The 21,056-nt window shown below is 52.5% G+C and carries 16 protein-coding genes; 11 read left to right on the top strand and 5 right to left on the bottom strand.

The window, feature by feature from the left end; translation table 11 throughout:
• Positions 1-110 precede the first annotated feature (110 nt).
• The 6 genes from NOU37_05230 to NOU37_05205 all read left to right on the top strand — a co-directional run bounded on the left by NOU37_05230 (position 111) and on the right by NOU37_05205 (position 7,433).
• Complete coding sequence (locus NOU37_05230) at positions 111-1,601, top strand: insulinase family protein (protein ID MCQ4574631.1); 1,491 nt, start codon at positions 111-113, stop codon at positions 1,599-1,601.
• Positions 1,602-1,603: 2 nt separating this feature from the next.
• Positions 1,604-3,094 (top strand): insulinase family protein, encoded by a 1,491-nt coding sequence (locus NOU37_05225; protein MCQ4574630.1) that lies wholly within the window; start codon positions 1,604-1,606, stop codon positions 3,092-3,094.
• 24 nt (positions 3,095-3,118) lie between these two features.
• Positions 3,119-4,000, top strand: coding sequence for a hypothetical protein (locus NOU37_05220; protein MCQ4574629.1), 882 nt, complete (start codon positions 3,119-3,121; stop codon positions 3,998-4,000).
• A gap of 91 nt (positions 4,001-4,091) precedes the next feature.
• Positions 4,092-4,580: a Crp/Fnr family transcriptional regulator gene (locus NOU37_05215; GenBank protein MCQ4574628.1), complete on the top strand. Its 489-nt coding sequence runs from the start codon at positions 4,092-4,094 to the stop codon at positions 4,578-4,580.
• A gap of 536 nt (positions 4,581-5,116) precedes the next feature.
• Positions 5,117-5,926 carry a tetratricopeptide repeat protein gene (locus NOU37_05210; protein MCQ4574627.1) on the top strand — a complete coding sequence of 270 codons (810 nt, stop codon included), beginning with the start codon at positions 5,117-5,119 and terminating at the stop codon, positions 5,924-5,926.
• 652 nt (positions 5,927-6,578) lie between these two features.
• Positions 6,579-7,433, top strand: a complete 855-nt coding sequence (locus NOU37_05205; GenBank protein MCQ4574626.1) for a transporter substrate-binding domain-containing protein — start codon at positions 6,579-6,581, stop codon at positions 7,431-7,433.
• A gap of 164 nt (positions 7,434-7,597) precedes the next feature.
• Here the strand turns inward: NOU37_05205 and NOU37_05200 are convergent, their stop codons facing one another.
• A complete protein-coding gene (locus tag NOU37_05200; protein MCQ4574625.1) occupies positions 7,598-8,329 on the bottom strand; it encodes a hypothetical protein in 732 nt (243 codons plus the stop codon).
• A gap of 568 nt (positions 8,330-8,897) precedes the next feature.
• On the opposite strand from NOU37_05200, the gene NOU37_05195 reads away from it, so the two are divergent.
• From NOU37_05195 to NOU37_05185, 3 genes are all read left to right on the top strand, one after another.
• Positions 8,898-9,374: a Crp/Fnr family transcriptional regulator gene (locus NOU37_05195; protein ID MCQ4574624.1), complete on the top strand. Its 477-nt coding sequence runs from the start codon at positions 8,898-8,900 to the stop codon at positions 9,372-9,374.
• A gap of 238 nt (positions 9,375-9,612) precedes the next feature.
• Positions 9,613-9,984, top strand: a complete 372-nt coding sequence (locus NOU37_05190; protein ID MCQ4574623.1) for a cyclic nucleotide-binding domain-containing protein — start codon at positions 9,613-9,615, stop codon at positions 9,982-9,984.
• A gap of 107 nt (positions 9,985-10,091) precedes the next feature.
• Positions 10,092-11,414 carry a clostripain-related cysteine peptidase gene (locus tag NOU37_05185; protein ID MCQ4574622.1) on the top strand — a complete coding sequence of 441 codons (1,323 nt, stop codon included), beginning with the start codon at positions 10,092-10,094 and terminating at the stop codon, positions 11,412-11,414.
• 39 nt (positions 11,415-11,453) lie between these two features.
• Here NOU37_05185 and pheT read toward each other — a convergent pair whose 3' ends face one another.
• Complete coding sequence (pheT, locus tag NOU37_05180) at positions 11,454-13,484, bottom strand: phenylalanine--tRNA ligase subunit beta (GenBank protein ID MCQ4574621.1); 2,031 nt, start codon at positions 13,482-13,484, stop codon at positions 11,454-11,456.
• Positions 13,485-13,547: 63 nt separating this feature from the next.
• Entirely contained in the window at positions 13,548-14,567 is a 1,020-nt protein-coding gene (gene pheS / locus NOU37_05175) for a phenylalanine--tRNA ligase subunit alpha (protein MCQ4574620.1), read from the bottom strand.
• 387 nt (positions 14,568-14,954) lie between these two features.
• On the opposite strand from pheS, the gene NOU37_05170 reads away from it, so the two are divergent.
• On the top strand, positions 14,955-16,667 hold the full coding sequence (locus NOU37_05170) for a 2-oxoacid:acceptor oxidoreductase subunit alpha (protein ID MCQ4574619.1): 1,713 nt from the start codon (positions 14,955-14,957) through the stop codon (positions 16,665-16,667).
• A gap of 118 nt (positions 16,668-16,785) precedes the next feature.
• The gene (locus NOU37_05165) at positions 16,786-17,649 is read left to right on the top strand and encodes a 2-oxoacid:ferredoxin oxidoreductase subunit beta (protein ID MCQ4574618.1); all 864 of its coding nucleotides are present in this window, start codon (positions 16,786-16,788) and stop codon (positions 17,647-17,649) included.
• 220 nt (positions 17,650-17,869) lie between these two features.
• Here the strand turns inward: NOU37_05165 and nadC are convergent, their stop codons facing one another.
• Complete coding sequence (gene nadC, locus NOU37_05160) at positions 17,870-18,751, bottom strand: carboxylating nicotinate-nucleotide diphosphorylase (protein ID MCQ4574617.1); 882 nt, start codon at positions 18,749-18,751, stop codon at positions 17,870-17,872.
• A gap of 336 nt (positions 18,752-19,087) precedes the next feature.
• Positions 19,088-21,052, bottom strand: a complete 1,965-nt coding sequence (gene uvrB, locus NOU37_05155) for an excinuclease ABC subunit UvrB (protein MCQ4574616.1) — start codon at positions 21,050-21,052, stop codon at positions 19,088-19,090.
• Positions 21,053-21,056 lie beyond the last annotated feature (4 nt).

Genomic DNA, 21,056 nt, shown 5'->3' with positions numbered 1-21,056 from the left:
TCTGAGTTTTTTGACCGAAGAATGACATGACGTATGGTTGGTATTTGCAAAATTTTGCAGAATCCTTGAGACTGTTATCAATTATACGCAAAATACAAGATAGAAAGAAAATGAAGATCATGAAAAACCACAGGAACTGCATGATAATTTTCACTGTCCTGTTGACTTTCTTTCTGCACGCAGCCACCCTCAACGCCCAGGAGCTGAGGCTGGACGCCAAGGAGCACGTCCTGAAGAACGGTATGACGCTGCTGATGCTCGAAAAACACCAGAGCCCCACGGTCTCTGTAAGAATAGTCTTTAAGGTCGGTTCGGTAAACGAGCGTCCGGGCATCACCGGCGCCTCCCATCTCTTCGAGCACATGATGTTCAAAGGCACACAGCTTTTCGGCACAAAGGACTGGGAAGAAGAGAAACCCCTTCTTGAAAAAGAAGACGAGCTGGTGCTGGCCATCGAAGCCACGGACGATGAGGCAGAGAGGGTTGCACTGGAGAACGAGCTTGCGGGGGTAAGAAAGAGGCTCCAGGAGATTACGAACACCGAGGAGTTCTGGGCCATATACATGAGAAACGGGGCCACGGGTATAAACGCCTCAACAAGTGATGACATCACCCGCTACTACTGTAACCTGCCGGCCAATAAACTGAAACTATGGGCCTTTCTGGAGTCGGACAGGATGAAGAACCTGGTGCTCCGCGAATTCTATTCCGAAAAGGACGTGGTAATGGAGGAGAGGAGGATGCGCACGGAGACAAGTCCGTTCGGCCTCCTGTTTGAGCAGTTAAACGCAGCGGCCTTCACCGCCCATCCCTACGGTTGGCCCACCATAGGCTGGATGTCGGACATAGAAAACATTACGAAAGAAGAGACGGAGAAATATTTTACCCGGTATTACGCGCCCAATAACGCGGTAATCGTCGTGGTCGGAGACATAAACCCGCAACAGGTAATCGACCTTGTAGAGGAATATTTTGGCGACATCCCCGCCCAGCCGCCCATCCCCGGGGTAACCACCCTGGAGCCGGAGCAGAAGGGCGAACGCAGGATAGAAGTGGAGTACGACGCGAACCCGATGGTGGCCGTCGGCTACCACAAGCCGAATATCACGCACCCCGACCAGTACGTCTTCGACGTGATAGAGAGCCTTCTTACCAGCGGCAGGACGTCCCGCCTCTACAAGAGGCTGATAGAAGACGAGAGGATCGCGGTAATGGTGAGGAGCTATGCCGGGGGTTCGAAGTACCCGGACCTGTTTTTTGTCTTCGCGAGTCCCCGCCACCCGCACACCACCGGGGAAGTGGAAAAGGCGGTATATGAAGAGCTGGAGAGGCTCAAGACCGAGCCGCCCTCGGACTGGGAACTCCAGAAGATAAAGAACCAGCTCGAGGCCAATTTCATTCGAGGTTTAGAGTCCAACTCCGGCCTGGCCGACGAGATAGGCTATTACGAGGCCGTTGCCGGTGGCTGGAGCTACATAAACACGGCTGTAGAAAGGATAAAAGCCGTCACCGGAGAAGACGTCATGAGGGTGGCGAAGAAATATTTCATTAAAACAAACCGCAACGTGGGCACGTTAATTCAGAAGAAGAAAGGGGCTTAGGGATGAGGAGAAACGGATTCCGGAACGTCGTGATTATAGCCCTTGCCCTGGTCGTGTCCGTGTTGCTCGGCGGCTACGCGCACGCGCAGCACGCGATGCCCGGAAAGGGCGCGGCCCTTACGGAGCCCCAGTCAAAGGGCGCGAAGATTGTGTCAAAGTTCAAATATGAGCCGCTTGTGTGGTCGCCCCCTAGGGTGGAACGCAGGGTGCTCCCCAACGGGATGATACTGTTTATGCTGGAGGACCACGAACTCCCCCTGGTGAACATAACGGCGGCAGTGAGAACGGGCTCCATTTACGAACCCGCGGACAAGGCCGGTCTGGCGTCCCTCACCGGGTACGTGATGCGTTCGGGCGGGACGACGAACATGAGCGCCGAAGAGATTAACAGGGAACTTGAATACATGGCCGCCTCGGTTGAGACGAGTATCGGCAGGGAGGAAGGCTCCATCGGGCTCTCCGTAATGACAAAGGACCTGGACAAGACACTGGAAATCTTTGCTGACATACTGAGGCACCCCGCGTTCCCCGAAGACAAGATTGAGCAGAGAAAGGAAGAGGTCCTTGAATCCATAAGAAGAGAAAACGACGACCCTACCCAGATAGCCTTCAGGGAGTTCCGCAAGCTCCTGTACGAACCACATCCTTACAACCGGAAGGTCAACGGCTACGCCGATACGATTCCAAGGATTACCAGAGAAGACATGATAGCCTTCCATAACAAATTCTTCCATCCCAACAACATGATTATGGGCATCTCTGGCGACTTTGACACGGCGGAGATGTTACGGAAGCTCGAAAAGGTCTTCAGTGGATGGGAAAAGGAGAAGATAGACTTTCCACATGTGCCAAAGGTCGACAAAGAAACGGAACTCTCCGTGAACTACGTCGACAAAGACTTGAACCAGTCCACCATCCTCCTCGGTAACATCGCGATTGAGAGGACAAACCCGGACTACTTCGCCGTTAAGCTGATGAGCTTTATCCTGGGGGAGGGCAGTTTCACGGCCAGGATACCCAAAAAGGTAAGAGACGAGGAGGGGCTTGCCTACTCCGTCTACAGCGCGTTCCATACCCCGAGGGATCTAGGGTTCTTCTTTGTCTCGTGTCAGACCAAGGTCGAGTCCACCTCAAGGGCCATAGAACTTATACTGGAAGAGATTCGGAGGATAAAACAAAGGCCCGTGAGCGATGACGAGCTCAACGGTGCAAAGGACACCTTCATAAATCAGTTTATCTTCCTCTTCACTACCAGCGGCGCCATAGTAAGCCACATGGTGGATATAGAATATAAGGGCCTGCCCCTTGATTACCTGGACACCTATGTGGACAACATAAAGGCCGTTACCAGAGAAGACTTGATGAAAGTGGCAAAGAAATACCTCCATCCCGATAAAATAATCATCCTTGTAGTGGGAGACGAGGACAAGTTTGACCGTCCCCTCAACGACTTTGGGAAGGTCAACGTGCTGGAACTGGAACCGGCACAATAGACACTTTCTCTTCAGGGAAACAAAGTGAGAGAGTCCGCACACTCCATCGCCGGCGGGGGCCGCTTCAAAGGCTATGGGTGGATTGGGCTCGGCCTTATACTGGCAGCCGAGTCAGCGCTTATACTGCAGAACGAATACCCCATCGCCAGAACAATCAGCGTATGGACGACTCCCATCTGCTGGTGGGGCTACATACTCTTCGTGGACGCCGTAATCTTCAGACTCAAGGGCAGCTCGCTCATAAGTACGAGGACGGGCGAATTCTTCCTGCAACTGCCGCTTTCAATAGGGTTCTGGCTGATCTTTGAGATATACAACCTGCACCTCCAGAACTGGGAGTATCATGGCCTGCCGGAGAACCTCGTAATACGCAATCTTGGACTGGCCCTGTCCTTTGCGACCATAATGCCGGGAATATTCCAGACGGCAGAACTGCTGGCGACCCTCAAGGTCTTCCAGGGGTTTAAAACGTCTCCGCTCCGGGTAACAAACAGGATCGTTTACGGCGGCATGGTGCTTGGTTTCCTTTTCCTGATAATACCGCTCCTGGTCAGCCAGCATCACGCCCGTTATCTGTTTGCGTTTGTGTGGACGGGCTTTGTGATATTGCTGGACCCTGTAGTGTATTCAAGCGGTGGCAACTCACTGCTCAAGAACCTGGAGGAAGGGTTCCTGGAAAGGATTCTCTGTCTTTTTGTGGCGGGCTATATCTGCGGCTTCTTGTGGGAATTCTGGAACTACTGGGCCGCCGCGAAGTGGGTATATATCGCACCCTTTACGGCGGGTGTAAAGATATTTGAGATGCCCCTGGCGGGTTTTTTTGGTTTTGGCCCGTTTGCCTGGGAGTACTTTGTGATGTATAATTTTGTAAGGCTTTTCATCAGGCGTAATACCGGTCCGTGCTAAAATCTTTGAGGGCGTTACAAAGAATATCCAGGTACAAGGCCGCCTTTGGCCTGTACAGGGGTGTTTACCATCTAAATAGGAGGAGTAAGAGATGGCTAACGTTATCGATATTAGCTTCGAAGGTGCGACGGTAAAAGTTCTCAATCCGGGAGACATCCTCTATAAAGAGGGAAGTATTGCTGACAAGATGTTCTACATCGAGAGCGGCTCGCTTTCGCTAACGAGGGAGGTTCAGGACAAGATCATAAAAATCGGGGAGGCAAATGAAGGAGAGTTCCTCAGCGAGCGGGCCATACTTGGTGAAGGGGCGGCACGCGTCACAACGGCCGAGGCAAACACCGAATGCGAGGTAGTGGTGATAGGCAAGAAGCAGTGCAAGAAGTGCTTCGATGACCTTCCCCCCTTCATCCAGAAGATGATAACGAGGATGGCCAGAAGGCTCACACAGGCGAACGAGCTGGTTGTGAAGCTGATTTACACACAAGAGATGGTGAAGGAAATGGCCGTAAAGATGCAGGAGCTTGAGGGCTCCATGCTGGAGAGCCTGGAACATCACGGCATAAAACATCGGAGGGTATAGAACGTCACGAGACGGGTTGACAATGCGCGATTTCACTGACCGATACCCCCTGTCCCCCTTCCCGCACTAATTTTGTGGCGGGTATTAACCCTGAGCACGTTATATATGGTTTAACCCCTTATTTTTTAAGGTTATGAGCTAAGGGAAGGTGACTTACCCCCACTCAAAGTATCAGTATTTAAGTTAGTACTGCAGTGGCTGCCGTACGGTTCCGTTCGGCTATATGCAGATATTACTCTTTGAGGCGGGAATAAGTCAATCTAAAGGTGACCGGAGGATTTGATAAGCAGCACGAGAGGCCCCGAAATTTAACAGACACCCACCCGCCAGAATCGATTTTAAGGCTGTTTTGCCTAAGAGAGTCTTAGGTTTCAAGGACATTGGATTGGTTTAGGGTGGTATTGGTCGGGTAGGGCAGAGTTTCTTCCCAAAAAAAGCAGTTTTTGGGGTGTAGGAGGTCTACAAAAGCCCACAGAATGTAGGCTTGACAACCCTTCCTGCTAGTAGTACCTTCCCACATTAGAGGGTGCAAAACAATGAGCAGTACAAGCCCAAAAAATCTCCTGTCAACTTTCCACACGGTTCTATTCTATGTTCTCTTCACTAATCTTGTATCCTACCAATTTCTGCCGTCTGTTAGCCAAGCTGGCTGGCTTAGCAGTGAGAAATCCCCAGAAGAGATAGCAAAGGAGTACGGAGATACAGTGGTGTTAATAGCGGCCTTCGATAAAAACGGTAAGTTATCTACAGCAGATTCAGAAACGCCAGAATCATTGAGTAGCGCTGAAGAGCATTATGTGCTGGGTAACTCGTATTATAACGAGAAGAAGTACGACTTAGCAATAAAAGAGTACGAGGAGGCAATACGCATAAAGCCAGATTATGCAGGGGCACACTATAACCTGGGCTTGGTGTACACCCAGAAGGGCCTGTACGACCTGACTATAAGGCAGTTCAAGGAGGTAATACGCCTAGAGCCAGATTTAGCAGGGGCACACTTTACCCTGGGTTTCGCGTACGGCCGGAAGGGCCTGTACGACCTGGCAATAAGGCAGTACAAGGAGGCCATACGCACAAAGCCGGATTATGCAGAGGCATACTATAGCCTGGGCATGGTCTACGGCAAGAAGGGCCTGTATGACCTGGCAATAAGGCAGTACAAGGAGTTCATACTCCTCAAGCCCGATTATGCGGATGCACACTATTACCTGGGCGTGATGTACAGTCTGAAGGGCCAGAATGGCCTTGCGATAAGGCATACCGAGCAAGCTCTGTTGCTAGACCCAAACAACAAACCGGCAAGTGAACTTCTGGATGTGCTCTATCGGAGGAAGCGTGGATATTGAAAGTGAAGGGCTTTTCAGCAGGGTAATAGACGGAGACACGCTAGAAGTACGCTTGCATAATTAAAGACGTGTGGTATACTCCTTGAGAGTTAATAAAGCGGGGCGTTAGGTAGCTAGATACCCAACACCCCTAAGCAGGTACGGTAATCGCAGAGCAACCCGTAACTGCCTGATTCTTAATATAAAGCTGCTCCGCAGAAAAGGCAAGTACAATGAAACCCACCAAAGTAGCGATTTACGCAAGGGTATCTACCCAAGAGCAAGACCCCGGCCTGCAACTCTCAGAGCTACGTAGATACGTTCAGGATAGGGAATGGACGGTACACCATCAGAACGTTATATATAGTTTAATCCTTATTCTTTAAGATTATGAGCTAAGGGAAGGTAGCCTGCCGCCCCCTTCATCATGACTGGCAAGTAACTGTCAAGTAAACACACTAAAATATCCTCAAATAAGCGGGGGTCATGGAGAGAGCCACTCCCCACAACCCCTAATAGAATCAAGCGCTTGGCGTTTGATCTGAAGTCGCCTATTTTCCCTTAAACTTTAGAAGCCCTTTTGGTATTATTACACCGTTCTAAAAGAACGCCTCGTATTACAAATAAGTAACTTTAAGGAAGAAAAAATGAAATGCAGACACATCGAAACATTGTGAATAAACTAAACTACTTGTTAATCATCCTGCTTACAACATATTTGATGTCTACAACAGGGTGCAAACAGGAATCTCCGAGCGGCAACTCCTCAAGGTCGGCGGGAGGAACCCTGCAGAAGATTTATAATGAAGGCGTTCTAAAGGTAGGCTACGTGGTGTATCCTCCTACAATTATAAAAGACCCAGAAACAGGAGAACTTTCCGGGTACTTTGTTGACGCCGTCAGATTTATAGCAGAGGTATCGGAGGTAAGAGTAGAATTTGTAGAAACTACATGGGCCACATTCATGAGTGGATTGCAGTCGGGCCAATTTGAGCTATCTATTGGAGCAACATATAGAACTATACCTCGTGCTATGGAGGTTGCTTTCACAAAGCCAATTATTTATATCGGAAATGGTGCTATTATAAGAAATGGCAATGGTCGTTTTACTACTATCGAAGATTTCAATAAGGAGGGAATTAAAATTGCAGTAGCACAAGGAGAAACAAGCCATGAATATGCAAGAACATACCTTGGAAAAGCCGAACTGATAGTGGTATCTACTGCAGACTTATCTGAACCTCTGACAGAAGTTATCGCTGGTCGAGCAGATGTTGGTCTTGCAGATTCATGGACAACCTTTCAGTTTGCTAGAGAATATCCTGAAGTAGTGACCGATTTGTTCGCAGACCGTCCCTACAACATAATGCCGGTTGGGTGGGCAGTTAAGCAGAATGACCAAGAGTTCTTAAATTTCTTAAACACCTCTATTGATTATCTTATAAGTACTGGTCAAATGAGAGAATGGGAGAAGAAATACAATGCTCGCCGGCTTCGTCCAAAAATCTTGTGGGAAGCGGGTGAATAAAAAGGGGAAGGTTACTTAAGCTCAGCACCAGTCCAGGTGTTATATCCCCTGCCTGGCGGCACAAGGATAGCACGTTATATATAGTTTAATCCTTATTCTTTAAGGTTATGAGCTAAGGGAAGGTGGTCTGCGCATGAAACGAGTCACTCTCTTCAATTGCTTCTCTATATCCGTGAACTGTATTCTTTACGTAGGGCCTCTATCCATAATCTAATGAATTCGTTTTCTTCACTTGTTAAGTAATCGATCTTTCTATTCGATTTCATAAGGTCATTTACTAGACATTCTAATCTGGTAACTCTCCTTCCTCCTCCCTGCTCTCTTAAATCTTCTAAGTTAATATCATAAAACTTGATGTATTGGAAAGTAGTAGACTTCAAGGCTTCTTCGAATATATCAGATTCAGGAGTGTCTTCACTTGGAATTTCTTCAATTAAAAGATGCCATAGGGTTGCAAGAGCCTTCTTTATAAGATTAAATGGAAGCATCTTGAAGAATACTTCTATATCTTTTTGCTTTTCTATTGCATAGTCTCTCCGCCGTTCATGAGTTGCCAGGACAAAATCCTTTGAATCTATTTTGATTATCTTCTTTGGTAATAAGGACCTATCTGTATCGTCATCATTAAGAATGATTAATATGTCTACTTCTTTTGGATTATGCCCATGACCAACGAAATTTCTAGAGCTTCGTTCTACTTCAATGATTACCCTTTTTCCTTTATAAATCCCTTTAAAATCATAGCCATGTTCAAACGGCCCTTCAAGATCATCGAATTCAAGTTTCTTATAATTAGCTTTGACATATAATTGTAACCAATATTCTCTAAATTCGCCTTTTTCAGCACGTTTGATAGATTCTTCTAAACCTCGGTTTTTATTTCGATTGGTATTCATAAGTTTCAAGTAATACTGACCAGTCCAGCGTCTTATTGCAAGTGTACTTCTTTGGTAGGCTCCTCTTGTGACAAATGTATTACTAGCAGGAAGCGGAGTCAAGAAAAAAGGGTAGGAGGCAACATCAGCAGAACGTTGGGGCCCCTTATAAAAGGAAAGGCCCCGACCCCGATGCCCGGGCTGTATTGCCGTTAAACGGGGCAGACAAACCCATGTCTGCCCATACCTGTGTGAAATGAAGTGTCCTGAAAAGAATTATCTGCCTGCTTTCGACGGGCCGTCTGCGCGTTTCTGTGGGAATCCGGGTGCTGTTGCGCCGCGGCAAGACGGTTCTGCCCCGCATCTTTCACGCCGACCGTAAACACCTTTGAGGGTCCCTCCGCAGGTTTCTTTAGCCTTGTGCCCCTTGCCTGGGAGTATCTTGTTATGTATAATTCCCTGAAAGTCGTTCACCAGGCTGAACGCAAGCACGCATTAGTCTTCAAAGGTATTATACGAACGTTTTCGGTACAACGGTCACCCTGGACCTGTCTCGAGATGTTCACTGCTAAAAGTGGGAGGATAAGAGATGGCAATTGTTCCTGATTTTAGATTCGAGGGTGCTAAGTCAAGGACCCTCAAGCAGGGAGAGATCCTTTTTTATGAGGGGAGCCCTGCCGACGAGATGTATTTTGTTGAGAGTGGCACCATCGTGATAACCAAGCGGGTGCTCAACAATAGTGTGAAACTGGGAGAGGTTGGTGCCGGGGAGTTTATTAGTGAACGCGCCCTGCTCGGCGAGGAACTCCCGCGCTCTGCAACGGCCGAGGCATTTACAAATTGTGAATTAGTGGTAATAGACAAGAAGCTCTGCAAAAAGTACTACGAACAACTGCCGCCTTTCATCCAGAAGATGCTTGAGAGAATGGCCACCAGGCTTCAACAGACGAACGACATTGTTGTGAAAATGGCCCGTACGCAGGGGATGATAAAGGATCTGGTCATGCGGATGCAGCTGCTTGAAAGTTCCATGATGCAGAGTATAGAACACCATGGAACGGTTTAACAATTGAAAACCGTGTTTCCTGTCTCCCACTCGTCTTGTGTTCCCGGACAGGTCCCTTTGCCTTCGTATCCCTTGCCTGGGAATATGTTACGTTGTATAATGTCTTCGGGTCCTTCGGCATGTGTAGCAGAAACGGTGTTGAGCGCTAAATTGTGACAGGGGGCATCAGGTCACAACTGTTTCTTCAACCAGACCCGGATAATATATTCACTATTTCGAAAAAAGAGGAGAAGTAAAGATGACGTTTGCTGATATCAGTTTCGAGGGCGCCAAAGTAAAGATTCTCCAGCCGAAAGAGATCCTCTTTAAGGAGGGTAGCATTGCCAGCGAGATGTTCTACATAGAGAGCGGCACGCTTGACATATTCAAGGAGGTTGACGGAGAGCGTGTAAAGCTGGGCAAGGTAAGTGACGGAGAATTCCTCGGCGAACGCGCCATACTCGGCGAGGGTCTCCCGCGCACCGCGACGGCCGAAGCACGCACGGAGTGCGAGGTGGTAATAATAGACAAGGAACACTGCAAGAAGTACTACGACGAACTTCCCCCCTTCCTCCAGAAGGTGATGGCAAGCATGGCTATCAGACTGCAAAAGACAAACGAGATGGTCTGAAGCCGGACCCCCGAACCAGAGGCGGTAAAGAGATTGGCCGATAACATACAGGACGGTTTTGACCTAAAGATACCGGATAACGCAGAAAACCGCGTATTGGCGTAATCATGCGACTTCACAGGCTGATACCCATTATCGTCTTTGTCACTTTATTCACCTTCCAAACGGAGGGGCTTTGCGACGAGGGCCGCAAACCCCTTGCAAAATGGACCTGCATCCTTTACCTGGCCGGAGACAACTTCCTCGACTGGTTTACCGTACAGAGCCTTGAAGAGATGAGGGCGGTAGGTTCAAGCTACGACGTCCGGGTGGTTGTGCTGTTGGACAGGACGGACAGGCGCGGCCACCTCTACGAGGTGCGAAAGAACTATCTGGTCAGCCTGCCGCTTGAGGCGGTCAGTCCCGGCTGGAAGGGAGACAGGGAGTTAAACACCGGAGACCCCGAAACACTCTCTACGTTCGCCTCATGGGCCGTGGAGAACCTGCCGGCGGAGAATTACTTTATCAGCCTGGGAGGCTACGGCGAGGGCTGGAGGGGCCTGCTGCACGACATGAATAACGGCAGCGATAAGGTTGACATACTCGGCATAGACGAGATGGAAGAGGCCCTGACCAGGATTACAAAAAGTATAAAGAAGACCAACGGCAAGGATTTTATAGACATACTGGGGCTGGACGCGTGCTACATGGGTATGGCCGAGGTACTGTACCAGGTGGGCGACACCGCAAGGTACGTAATCGTCTCCGAGAACGAAGAGGCGCTCGGCGGCTGGCCCTACGACAAGGTCCTTGAGGCCTTTATACGGGGTCCGGACCGCCCGGCCCGGGAACTCGCATCGTCTGTCGTAGACGCATACGTAAATCAGGTCCGGAACGAGAAAGCCGTTAAAAAGGATAACATGCGGACCGCTTCGCTTATTGACATGAAGGGCTTCAAGAAACTGGTGCCCGGGCTGGAGGCATTGGCGCTTGAACTCAGCGGCATGTTACCGCGTGAGATAAGAAAGATGATTGTGGCAGACCGTCTTACCTGCACGTTCAACGTCAGCGCCCACATAGCCGGCCGTTACGTGCCGTACAGCGTGCACTACGACCTGGGAGAATTTCTGAAGGCACTGATGTTCACCTTTAGCGACGGAGACCCCGCCCTGTGCGCAAAGGCCGAAAACGCCATGAAGGCCCTCTCCGGGGCGGTTATAAAGGAAAGACACCAGGAGGTGGCCGGCCGCAGACTTACCCTGAGCGGCCTGACTATTTATTCAATGGGCGCGGAAGTGGAGGATTACGCCAAACTGCCGTTCCCCCGTGATACCGGATGGGGCAGGTTTGTACAGGCCAAACTAAAACCCCTCGAAAAGGCCATAGGGAAGAAAGAAAAAAAGAAAAAAGAAAAGAAAAAAGGAAGGGGAAAAAACAAGAAGAGCAGGTAGGGACAAGAAGAGGCAAAATCGTTAATTCGTCCCAAAAAACTACCTCAACGCCGCGCCCAGTTCCCTCGTAAGTCTTTCTTCCACAAGCTTCTGCATCTCGCCAACCTCCTCGCCCCTCAGCGTCCTGTCATTGGCGCGGTAACAGAGCTTGAAGGCCAGGCTCTTCTTGCCCGGCGGGACCTGCCTGCCATGATAGAGGTCAAAAAACTCTATCGATTCCAGATATTCAAGTCCCGATTCCTCTATGCACCGTCTAATGTCGGCCCAACTCACCTGTTCATCCACCACCACGGCCATGTCCCTTACCGCGGAAGGATACAGGGGCAGCTTCTTGAATACCGTTGAGAGGTCGGCCCTCTCCACAATAGCGTCAAAATCCAGCTCGGCCATAACAGGCGAAAAGTTAAGGTCGTACTCCTCCACGACCTTTTTCTTTATCTCCCCAAATACCCCAAGCTCCTTGCCTTCGTACTCGACCCGGCAGGACCTCTTCTCGTCAAACGGCCCGCCCGGATGCCCCTGCCACGTTAGAACGCCCCTGAGTCCGAGGGTGGCGAACATGCCCTCCAGTACACCCTTAAGGACGTAAAACGCCTCTTCCGGCGCGACACCCTCTTCCTCCCAGAGCACACAGAGACAGGTCTTCTCATCAGGCAGTTTTCTCGCGCTCTCTGTTGGGAAATAGACGCGGGAGATCTCGAATATCTTTATATGCGGAACGCCACGGTCCTGGTTATGCCTCTTTACGCCGAGGAGGTTGCCCATAAGCGTCTGCCTCAACCGGTCCTCCCCCTTCCGGATGGGATTCCGCAAGGTGAGTGCCGGGGCGTTTTTTGAAGACGTGCCGGGCCGCCGGTACTGTGTTTTATCGACAATGCTGTAGGTTATAACCTCCGTAAGACCCCAGCCAGTAAGTAGTTCACGGGCCATCTCTTCCACCTGTCCATATCTGTTCTGTGGTTTTACCTGGATACTCAGGCGCGTATCGGTGGGGATGTTGTTGTAGCCGTAAATGCGGGCCACCTCTTCTATGAGGTCCACCTCCCGGGTAATGTCGCCGCGAAAGCTGGGCACGGTCACGTCGAGTCTCTCTTTGCGGACCTTGACCTCGAACCCCAGCCGCGACAGGATGTCACCGGCCGTAGCCGGTTTTATCTCTGTCCCCAGAAGGCCGTTAAGCCGCCGCATCCTCACGGAAACGACCGGCTTCTTGAACTTTCTGGAACCGATATCGATTACGTCCCTGCATACCTTTCCGCCCGCCAGTTCCTGTATCAACCGTGCGGCCCTTCTCGACGCCCAGTCCACACCCTCCGGGTCGACACCCCTCTCGAAGCGGTAGGAAGAGTCCGTTGACATAACAAACCGCTTCGCCGCCCGCCTTACAGTCGAGGGTTTGAACCGTGCCGATTCCAGCAGGACGTTCGTAGTCGAGTCCCCGACCTCCGTATCTATACCGCCCATTACCCCGGCGATGGCAACGGGCCTCTGCCCGTCGGCGATAACCAGGGTCTCCGGCGTCAGGTCGTGTCTCGTGCCGTCAATGGTCTTTAACGCCTCCCCACTGGCGGCACGTCTGATTACAAGCCGTTTATCCAGCAGTTTATCCATGTCGAAGGCGTGAAGCGGCTGGCTCGATTCAAGCAACACGTAGTTGGTGACGTCCACCACGTTGTTTACCGGCCTGAGTCCCACCGCCTCAAGGTGCCTCTGGAGCCACGGAGGTGAGGGGCCCACCTTCACGCCGCAGATTATGCGCGCCGTGTAATGTGGGCATGATTCAGAGTCTTCCACGCGGACCTTGAAGTCCACCGGCAATTTTTCCGCCGTATAGTCCGCCTCCGGAGGTTTCAGCTTGCCGCGGGTTATGGCGGCAACCTCCCGGGCAATCCCCAAAAAACCCAGACAATCCGGCCTGTTCGAGGTGACCTCTACGTCCAGACAGTGGTCGTCTTCCAGGGGCTTTAGTTCCTCCACCACCAGGCCGGCCTCCGTAAGGGCGTCGGCAAGCGCCTGCGGCGAGAGGTCAAAATTGCAGTATTCCTTCAGCCAGTTATAGCTTATCTTCATGTTTCAAGGAAACGTCCTAGAGTTGTATGGACACGGTCGTACCGGAGGCGGATTACCGACCGGTCAAAACTGAGACAAAAACCTCATGTCGTTCTCAAAGAATGACCTTATGTCGTTTATACCGTACTTGAGCATGGCCATCCTTTCCACGCCCATCCCGAACGCAAAGCCGGTGTACTTTTCCGCGTCGTAGCCAACCGCTTTGAACACGTTGGGGTCGACCATGCCCGCGCCAAGTATCTCCATCCACCCAGAGCCGCAGGTGCTGCAACCCTTGCCCTTGCAAAGGGAACACGATATCTCCATCTCGGCCGACGGCTCGGTGAAAGGGAAGAAAGACGGCCTGAAACGCACCTGTGTATCGGGCCCGTAGTATGCCTGCACAAAGAGTTTCAGCACGCCCTTCAGGTGCCCGAACGTAACGCCCTCTTCTACCATCAACCCCTCTATCTGGTGGAACATGAATGAATGTGTGGCGTCCACCGTGTCGGGCCTGAATACCTTGCCGGGGGCAATTATGCGGATTGGGGGTCCCTGTTTCTCCATCACCCTTATCTGCACGGTGGAGGTCTGGCTCCTCAGCAGGACGTCATCCGAGCCTGAGACGTAAAAGGTATCAAAGTCGTCCCTGGAGGGATGGTCCGGCGGGATGTTGAGCGCCTCAAAGTTATAATACTCAAGCTCCACCTCCGGCCCGAAGGCCACCTCAAAACCCATCCGGGTGAAGATGTCTTTTATCTCGTTTATGGTCTGTACGAGCGGGTGCCTGCGGCCGAGAGAAGGCCTTCTGCCGGGCAGCGTCACGTCCTGAACCGCGGCGGCTGCGCCGGGACGACCCTTATCTCCCAGTGCCCCTTTCGCCTCTTCATACCTGCCGGACAAATTCTTCTTCAGTTCGTTAAGAAGACGCCCCGCCCCCGGTCTTTCCTCTGCGGGCAGGGACGGGATTTTTGTAAGGAGTTCACTCAAAAGCCCCTTTCTCCCCAGGTATTTTATACGGAAGGCCTCAAGTTCATCGGGTGAACCGGCGTTCTTCAGCTCTGCCTCCGCCTTCCCTTTCAATTCCCGCAGTTCCGTTTTCATAATGACTAAAACCTCTGAAAGGCTTATATGCTCCCGTCTATATATATTAAAATATTAAACCAAAGGCAGAAAAGGTTGTCATATACCACTTTTCCCCCTCCCCCATCAAGGGAGGGGAAGGTGCAGCGTCCGGTCTCCGTACCGGACGTAAGAGACCGTTTAACAATTTGTCACAAAACCCCGCAAATCTATGGATATAAACAAATTATGCCAAGCAAAATAATATCACAACACACATGATTGTCAAGAAATCTCACGGGGACTGCCGCCGCAATACCTTTATAGCTTGACACCTGTTTAACGCAGGGGATAAGATGCAATGGCCCTGTCAAATCACGCGGATACGCGGATACAAAAAAAGGGGGGGGTATACAACTGGATTTTAAGATAAAGATAGGCGGTGCTGCCGGGCAGGGGATGCAATCCATCTGCCACATCCTTTCCCACGTCTTCTCCCGCAACGGATACCACGTATTCTCGGTCCAGGACTACCAGTCACGCATCAGGGGCGGGCACAATACCTCTACCGTAAGGATACGGGACGAGTACGTAACCGCCATGACGCAGGGCGCCGACATACTGATAGCCCTGAATAAAGAGACCATTGACCTGCATAGGGGAGAGGTGCCGCGGGGCGGGGCGATTATTTATGACGGGGAGAAGGTGCGTCTGCCCGATAGTTCGCAACAGGAGGGCCCGGCACTTGTCAGTGTGCCGCTCGAACGGCTGGCCGTGGAGAAGGGGGGCCACAGGAGATACGGTAATTCGGTGGCGGCGGGCGCGGCGCTTGGGCTCATGCGGTATGATTTTGAGACTCTCGCTGAGATGTTGAAGGAGATATACGGCAAAGATGAGAAGGTCGCGGACGATGACGTAAAGGCCGCGAGGGCGGGATACGATTTCACTACCGAGGATTTCTCCAGACAGTTCACCTGGGAGTTCACCCCCCCTGATAAGGGTAAACGCCGGATGCTCATAAGCGGCAACGAGGCGCTGGCGCTGGGGGCGCTTGCGGCGGGATGCAAATTCATGTCGGCCTACCCGATGACCCCGTCCACCGGGATAATGACCTACCTTGCGGGAAAGGCCGGTGAGTGGGGACTGATAGTGGAACAGGCGGAGGACGAGATAGCGGCCATAAACATGGCCATCGGCGCGTCCTTCGCAGGGGTCAGAACCTTGACCGCCACCTCCGGGGGCGGTTTCTGTCTCATGGTCGAGGGGCTTGGCCTGGCGGGCATGACCGAAACGCCGATTGTGGTGGTGGAGGCGCAGCGGCCCGGACCATCAACCGGACTTCCCACCCGGACCGAGCAGTCGGACCTTGAGTTTGTGCTGCATGCGGCGCACGGTGAGTTCCCAAGGGCGATACTGGCGCCGGGCACCGCTGAAGAGGCATTTTACCTCATGGGCAAGGCGTTTAACCTGGCGGACAGGTACCAGACGCCTGTGATAATCATGAGCGACCAGCACCTCGCCGACTCCTGCTGGACCATAGATGAACTTGACGTGGAAAAGATAACCGTTGACAGGGGCGAATTTCTTACCGAAAAAGACCTGGCAAATATAACGGACGGGTACAAGAGACACGCCATCACCGACTCCGGCATATCCCCAAGGGCGCTTCCCGGGACCCCCGGCGTAACGGTGGTAACGGACAGCGACGAGCACGATGAGGAAGGCCACCTGACCGAGGACCTTGAGATACGGAACCGGATGGTAGAAAAACGCATGAAGAAACTGGACGGATTGAAAGGCGAGATATTACCTCCCGGGATTTACGGTGCGAAAGGGGCAGAGACCCTGCTAATCGGCTGGGGTTCAACCTACGGGGCCATGCGGGAGGCGGTGGACACGATAAACGCGGACGGCGGCAGCGCCGGTATGATGCACATGAGCGAGCTGTGGCCCTTCCCCTCGGAGCATGTGGCCGGTGCAATGGAGAAGGCCAAAAAATGTCTCGTGGTGGAGAACAATGCCACCGGACAGCTGGCACGCATAATAAAGGCAGAGACAGGCGGCAGGGCCGTCACCGGGAATATTCTTAAATATGACGGTCTCCCTTTCTGCCCGGAGTATATAATTAACCATGCGAAATAATCTGAAATAGCAAAACAACAAAAAAATGCAGCGTGCGAGCAAGCTCGCACGTAATTGCTTGTTTAACATTTGATTGGGGACGGAACCCCGGTGCTATATTTGAAAGGCTAGTGCGGTCATGGTAGAGCTGAAGGATTATCAGGGACAGGAGACGGCGTGGTGTCCCGGCTGCGGTAACTTTATGTTACTGAGGGCTGTGCAGGAGGCGCTTGTCGGGCTGGGTCTGGAGCCTCATCAGGTGCTCCTCGTCTCCGGTATCGGCCAGTCGAGTAAACTCCCTCACTACATGAAGGGCAACACCTTTAACAGTCTCCACGGCCGCACACTCCCGCCGGCCACCGGGGCGAAGCTCGCGAACCACGAGCTGGTGGTCGTGGTCACAACGGGCGACGGCGACTGCTACGGGGAGGGCGGCAACCACTTCATGCACGCCATACGGAGAAACGTCAATATCACCGTAATCGTGCACAACAACCAGGTCTACGGCCTGACCAAGGGCCAGGCATCACCCACCAGCGAGGTAGGGTTTGTGACAAAAGTCCAGCCGGGGGGCGTGTTTGAATCCGCGTTTAATCCCATCGCGGTGGCCATTGCCCTTAATGCCGGTTTTGTCGCGCGTGGTTTTGTCGGCGAGAAAACACACCTGGTGGATTTATTCCAAAAAGCCGTCCGGCATGAGGGGTTTGCCCTGGTAGACGTCCTCCAGAACTGCCCCAGCTTTAACAAACAGAACACTTTTCAGTGGTACAAGGAGCGGGTCTACAAATTGGAGGATAAAGAACCGGATTACGACCCCGGCGACAAGATGGCGGCGTTCCAGAAGGCGCAGGAATGGGGCGACAGGATACCCATAGGACTGATATACAACCACACCGGCCGCGCGGCCATGGAGAAGCGAGAGCCTGTAATCGCCAAAAAACCCCTTGTAAAACAACCCCTCGACCGCTCCGGGTTTGATGAACTGCTTAAAGAGTTCTATTAGTCTGTCGAGTGCGTCGAGACGCACCCGACTCCCTGTCGCCACGAAAAATTAGCTGAGTAAACTCAGCCACTACAATGGAAAAACACCCAAGCCCATTTATTGTAGCGGTCGAGCTTGCTCGACATAAAACCACAGGGGCACGACATGTCGTGCCCCTACGGTTGAACGTGGCAGCAAGCTGCCACGCTACATAGAAAGTTCTGTACTCGTGCCCCTCAACCTAAACCCTCCCCTTAATCTCCAGGGCGATGTCGAGACCGCTGGCGGAGTGGGTGAGGGCGCCGACGGATATCCAGTCCGGGCCGGCCCCGGCAATCTCCGCTACGTTCTCAAGCGTCACGCCGCCTGAGACCTCTACTATAGCGGATTCTTCGCCTCCGCGGCTTCTTATAATCTCTATGGCCCGGGAAATATCCTCAACGGACATGTTGTCCAGCATGATTATGTCCGGCCTTGCCGCAACCGCCTCTTCCACCTCTTCGAGAGACCCGGTCTCTACCTCGATGAGCATCCACTGCGGCGCTTTTTGCCGCGCCTCCCGGACGGCCTTTGTCAGGGCCTGACCCTCCTCAAGTATCTTCAGGTGGTTGTCTTTTATAAGTACCTGGTCGTAGAGGCCCATGCGGTGGTTCATCCCGCCGCCCATCTTCACGGCGTATTTCTCGAGCGTCCGCCAGCCAGGGGTGGTCTTTCTTGTGTCGTATATCTTTGCCTTATGCCCCTTTATCCTTTCTACGTATCGCACGGTAAGGGTGGCTATGCCGGAAAGCCTCTGCAGGAAATTGAGTACCACCCTCTCCCCGAACAGTATGGCCCTGGCGGGACCTTTCACCGAGGCAACCGCCCTGCCGGGAAGCAGCATCGCGCCGTCAGCCACCAAATATTCAAAGGATACCTCCGCGTCTAGTTTCTTATATACCTCTCTGGCTATGGGCAGGCCGGCGACCACTCCAGGCTCTCTGATGATGAACTCCCCCTTTGCCTCCAGCCACTCAGGTATCAGGCTGTCGGTGGTCACGTCACCGCCGCCTATGTCTTCGCTTATGGCCGCGTCTATCAGGGCCTGTATCTCTTTTTCTTGAGGATTGACCGGCAACTCCATTTTTTCACCACCCTTTTTATGTGATGTACAGGGGCGACCCTGCCGCCGCAACGTTTATAATTTAAACTTTAGACATAGTACCGGGGCTCTGTCCCCCCGGTCAACGATGTTACGTCAGACATGGGTGGCAGAGCACCCATGCGATATTATTTCTTATTGGGTGCCGCAGGGCTTAAGCCCTGCGGTGTTCATGCGCTAACACTTGTAGCTGCACCATTCATGGGGCTTTGATACAGGCCCGATAAATCGGGCAGCTACGCAAAACACACGGCGCGTCGAGACGCACCCTACAAAATATTGTAGCGTCCGATCACCGTATCGGACGAACAAAAAAAACTAATTAGAATAAATTGCCGTGAGCCTGTCCCTCAGCTCGGCGGCCCGTTCAAAGTCGAGCTTTGCGGCGGCCTCCTGCATCTCCTGCTTCAGTTCGTTTATGTAATCGCGCGTTACGTATTCTTCCTCGGTCTCCGCCACCACCTCGCGCGCGTACCTCTTTGACGACACCTCTTCCTCGATGCCCCTGCGTATCTCCTTCTGGATGGTCCGGGGGGTGACGTTGTGCCTGCGGTTATATTCAAGCTGGAGTTCACGGCGTCTGGCGGTCTCGTCGATGGCCCTCTTCATGGAGGATGTGACGGTGTCCGCGTACAATACCACCTCGGCGTTTACGTTCCTCGCGGTGCGTCCGATGGTCTGTATGAGCGAGGTCTCCGAGCGGAGGAAACCCTCCTTGTCGGCGTCCAGTATAGCCACCAGCGACACCTCCGGCAGGTCCAGGCCCTCCCGGAGGAGGTTTACCCCTACGACCACGTCGAACTTGCCCATACGCAGGTCGCGCAGGATCTCCACCCTCTCAAAGGCGTTCATCTCGGAGTGGAGGTACATACCTTTAAGCCCCTCCTCCTGGATGTATTCGCTTAAATCTTCCGCCAGACGTTTTGTCAGCGTAGTGGCCAGCACGCGTTCATCCTTTGCTGCCCGCTTCTTTATCTGCTCAAGCAGGTCCTTTACCTGTGTGGTCGCGGGTTTGACGTGGATGACGGGGTCAAGGAGTCCCGTGGGCCGGATGATTTGCTCCACAACCTCTCCGCCGCACGCCTTCAGTTCATAGGGGGCGGGTGTGGCCGAGACGTACAGTACCCGGTCTATCTTGCCCTCCCACTCACTGAAGCGCAGCGGGCGGTTGTCCAGGGCGGAGGGCAGGCGGAAGCCATGCGCCACGAGGGTTTCCTTTCTCGAGCGGTCTCCGTTGTACATGCCGCCAATCTGGGGCACGGTCACGTGGGACTCGTCCACTATCAGAAAAAGATCCTCCGGGAAGTAATCAATCAGCGTAAAGGGCGGTTCACCGGGGGCGCGGCCGCTTATATGCCGCGAGTAGTTCTCTACACCGTGGCAGTAGCCCGTCTCTTTCAGCATCTCCATATCATAACGCGTGCGTGCCTCAAGGCGCTGCGCCTCCAGGAGTTTACCCTTGGACCTGAGCTCGCCGAGCCACCATACCAGCTCCTTCTCTATCGACGCCACCACGCCGTCTATCTTACCCTCCGGCATCACAAAATGCTTGGCGGGGTAAATCTCAAGCGAATCTTCCTGACTGAGCACCTCGCCGGTCATGGGGTCTATCACCGTGAGCCGGTCTATCTCATCACCGAAGAATTCTATACGGTAGCCACACTCCTCGTAGGAGGGGTACAGTTCCACAACGTCTCCCCTCACGCGGAATGCGCCCCGTTCAAAGGCGAGGTCGTTGCGCTCGTACCGTATGTCCACCAGTTTCTTCAGTAACAGATTGCGGTCCATCTCCTCACCCCTGTTAATCCGTACGTACATCTCCCGGTACTCTTCGGGCGAGCCCAGACCGTAGATACAAGAGACGCTGGCGACTATCACCACGTCCTCACGTGTCATAAGGGCGCTGGTGGCGGCGAGCCGCAGCCGGTCAAGCTCCTGGTTTACTGTGGCCTCTTTTTCTATGTATATGTCCCTCTGGGGAATGTAGGCCTCAGGCTGATAGTAGTCGTAGTAGCTGACGAAATACCTGACCGCGTTATGGGGGAAAAATTCCTTGAACTCGCTGTATAGCTGGGCGGCCAGGGTCTTATTATGGGACATAACCAGAGTGGGCCTGCCCAGGGCCTTAATGACGTTCGCCATGGTGAAGGTCTTGCCCGAGCCGGTCACGCCCAGAAGGGTTTGACATTTCCTGCCCCCGCTGAATGCTTTATCAAGTTTTTTTATGGCCCCGGGCTGGTCGCCTTTGGCCTCGTATGTGGATACCAGTTTGAAATCAGCCACCCGT

The organism is Candidatus Bathyanammoxibius amoris, from assembly GCA_024451685.1.
Lineage (GTDB): Bacteria > Planctomycetota > Brocadiia > Brocadiales > Bathyanammoxibiaceae > Bathyanammoxibius > Bathyanammoxibius amoris.
Note: the sequence above shows the minus strand (reverse complement) of the source record. Positions and strands in the feature narration are given on the sequence as shown.